Source organism: Luteibacter sp. KNZ12-1A, from assembly GCF_056755675.1.
This window is the reverse complement of the sequence record NZ_JBPGXU010000199.1, coordinates 1-1,049: the sequence shown is the minus strand read 5'-3', so window position 1 is coordinate 1,049 and position 1,049 is coordinate 1. Positions and strand designations below refer to the sequence as shown.

At 65.1% G+C, this 1,049-nt stretch carries 1 protein-coding gene; it reads left to right on the top strand.

Annotated features, from left to right (window positions below):
- Positions 1-1,049, top strand: a 1,049-nt coding sequence (gene tuf, locus ACR9ZJ_RS19325) for an elongation factor Tu (protein WP_481288683.1), incomplete at both ends; no start/stop codon positions are given.

Genomic DNA, 1,049 nt, shown 5'->3' with positions numbered 1-1,049 from the left:
GAGTTCAAGGACTACGGTTCGATCGACGCGGCGCCGGAAGAGAAGGCGCGCGGTATCACGATCTCGACCGCGCACGTGGAATACGAATCGCCGCTGCGCCACTACGGCCACGTCGATTGCCCGGGTCACGCGGATTATGTGAAGAACATGATCACGGGTGCGGCGCAGATGGACGGCGCGATCCTGGTGTGCTCGGCCGCTGACGGCCCGATGCCGCAGACGCGTGAGCACATCCTGCTGTCGCGCCAGGTGGGCGTGCCGTACATCGTCGTGTTCCTGAACAAGGCCGACATGGTGGACGACGCCGAGCTGCTCGAGTTGGTCGAGATGGAAGTGCGCGAGCTGCTGTCGAAGTACGAGTTCCCGGGCGACGACACGCCGATCATTCACGGTTCGGCGCGTCTGGCGCTGGACGGCGACCAGTCGGAGATCGGCGTGCCGTCGATCATCAAGCTGGTCGATGCGCTGGACAGCTGGATTCCGGAGCCGGAGCGCGACATCGACAAGCCGTTCCTGCTGCCGGTGGAAGACGTGTTCTCGATCTCGGGTCGCGGCACGGTGCTGACCGGTCGCGTCGAGCGCGGCATCGTGAAGGTGGGTGACCCGGCCGAAGTGGTCGGTCTGAAGGACACCCAGACCACGACGGTGACGGGCGTGGAGATGTTCCGCAAGCTGCTGGACCAGGGTCAGGCCGGTGACAACGTCGGCGTGCTGGTTCGCGGTCTGAAGCGTGAAGACGTCGAGCGTGGCCAGGTGCTGGCCAAGCCGGGTTCGGTGACGCCGCACACGGAGTTCGAGGGTGAGGTGTACATCCTGTCGAAGGACGAGGGTGGCCGTCACACGCCGTTCTTCAGCAACTACCGTCCGCAGTTCTACTTCCGCACGACGGACGTGACCGGTTCGATCACGCTGCCGGAAGGCGTGGAGATGGTGATGCCGGGCGACAACGTGAAGATCAGCGTCACGCTGGGCTTCCCGATCGCGATGGACGAAGGCCTGCGTTTCGCGATCCGCGAAGGCGGTCGTACCGTCGGCGCCGGCGTCGTCTC